Annotated in this window: 1 protein-coding gene; it reads right to left on the bottom strand. The window is 53.1% G+C overall.

What is annotated here, in order from left to right; genetic code table 11:
- Positions 1–451 precede the first annotated feature (451 nt).
- The coding region (locus TW83_RS03900) for a helicase associated domain-containing protein (protein WP_045981469.1) at positions 452–1,671 on the bottom strand (1,220 nt) is incomplete at its 5' end.

Raw genomic sequence — 1,671 nt, 5'->3', positions numbered from 1 at the left:
ATCTTCACCGGGTCGATACAGGTTATGCGGGAGGGGCTGAGCACTGGCCTTGGCGCCGGGAGGCCCGGAAGCGGTCTCTCTGGGCCGTTATTCTCCGGACCTCATGACTGAGCCATTTTGGAGAATTGCTTGTAAGATTCTGACGTCGCGCTGTTTTTTCAAAGTTGTGCCGATCATTTGGACTCAGGTCGCGCTCTAATAGATGGACCATAAATCCAAAACTCAGGGCGGCATTGAGGCCGTTCTGTTGTTGAAATGTCGTTCGCAACCACCGCCACATGCCTCCCACGAGCAGCGAAATAATCGAAGAGAATCTTTGGGTCAAAGCTGTCTCCCGCCATAGCCAGCTCCACGCGAAGCGCGTTCGACAGTCCAGGATTTTGAAGACCCGAGTAGCGATATCAGAACCCCATTTGATCGGCCCTGTGTTCTTGCCTAGAAAACAAGGTATTCAAAATAGAAATCCAATAGAACAAAGCTTCTTGCGTCGTTTCTCTGACACCTTTCCCTGGTTGAAGCGCTTCCTCTGATCTGAGACCCATGAGCCCAAGCTGGAGTGTTCTGGGTGTTCAATGGGGACATTGCAGTTGCCATTCATGCTCTTGTAGGCTTTTAACTGTTGGAACTTTGCCTCCCACGCCTCTTCAAATCTGTCCCAGGCGAAGCCCAAATCATCCAGGCGCGACACAAGGTGACTGGGCAGACTACCCATTCTCCTCTTTCGCCGCTGAGTGCCAACCCAGTTCGCAAGTTCCGAATTACCGGTCAGCTTTCGCGGCACAATACATGTTCCGTGTATTTTCTGGTATTCAGCAAGCTCTAAGAACATTTTTTCCCAACGATCTCTACTTGGAGACCAATGGAAACCTACGGCTTCCAATCGCTTTACCTTGTCTTCCGGTAGAATGCCCTCCTTATAGTCAATGCGCTGCGTGTTCACCCAATAGCCGAGATGCCTATTCTCCTTCCAATGTCTCGGTACGTTGCAGTCCCCATGCTTCGATTTATAACGACAGAGTTCTGAGAACCTTGCCTCCCATATTTTGGACAAGACATCCCAAGCAAACCCCAAAGCCTCGAGGCGATCGATGCGGTCTTTCGGCAATTCACCCCGGTCGTAGGAGCGTCTCTGTCTAGCCACCCAAATCCCAAGAGATTTACGTGTCGAGCTGTTTTGGGGAACATCACAGTCGCCGTGCTCTTCTTTGTACTTGATTAGTTCCCCGTAACGTTCGTCCCAATTGTTGCCGAGGCGCTCGACTATAGAAGTAGAAACACCTTGCTTCAGCGCCGCCAAGGAAACCTGCGGTCCAAGAACTTCGAACTTTTCCCGCAAACGACTGTCGTCAAAAACGCCGGTCCTGCCTCGTTCGACACGCATCTCTTCGATGATGTCGGCCAGTTCAGCGTCCTGCTCCTGCATGGCCTGAAGGACATCCCATGCCTCGTTGAATCTGGTTCGTTCCAGTGCGTCCTCGACGCTTTCGCCGGCTTCGGTCTCCAGGAACAACGGCAGCAGCAGGTAGCCATATTTCTTGCCGGTCCCGTCCGACTTGCGCATCGCTCGACCGGCAGCCTGCACGATGTCCACCTTACTCTTGCGTGGCGACAGGAACGCCACCACGTCGACTGCGGGGACATCCACTCCTTCGGTAAGCGCGACGCGGCCCC

Source organism: Paracoccus sp. S4493, from assembly GCF_000967735.1.
GTDB lineage: Bacteria > Pseudomonadota > Alphaproteobacteria > Rhodobacterales > Rhodobacteraceae > Paracoccus > Paracoccus marcusii.
This window is presented reverse-complemented; position numbering and strand designations above follow the sequence as displayed.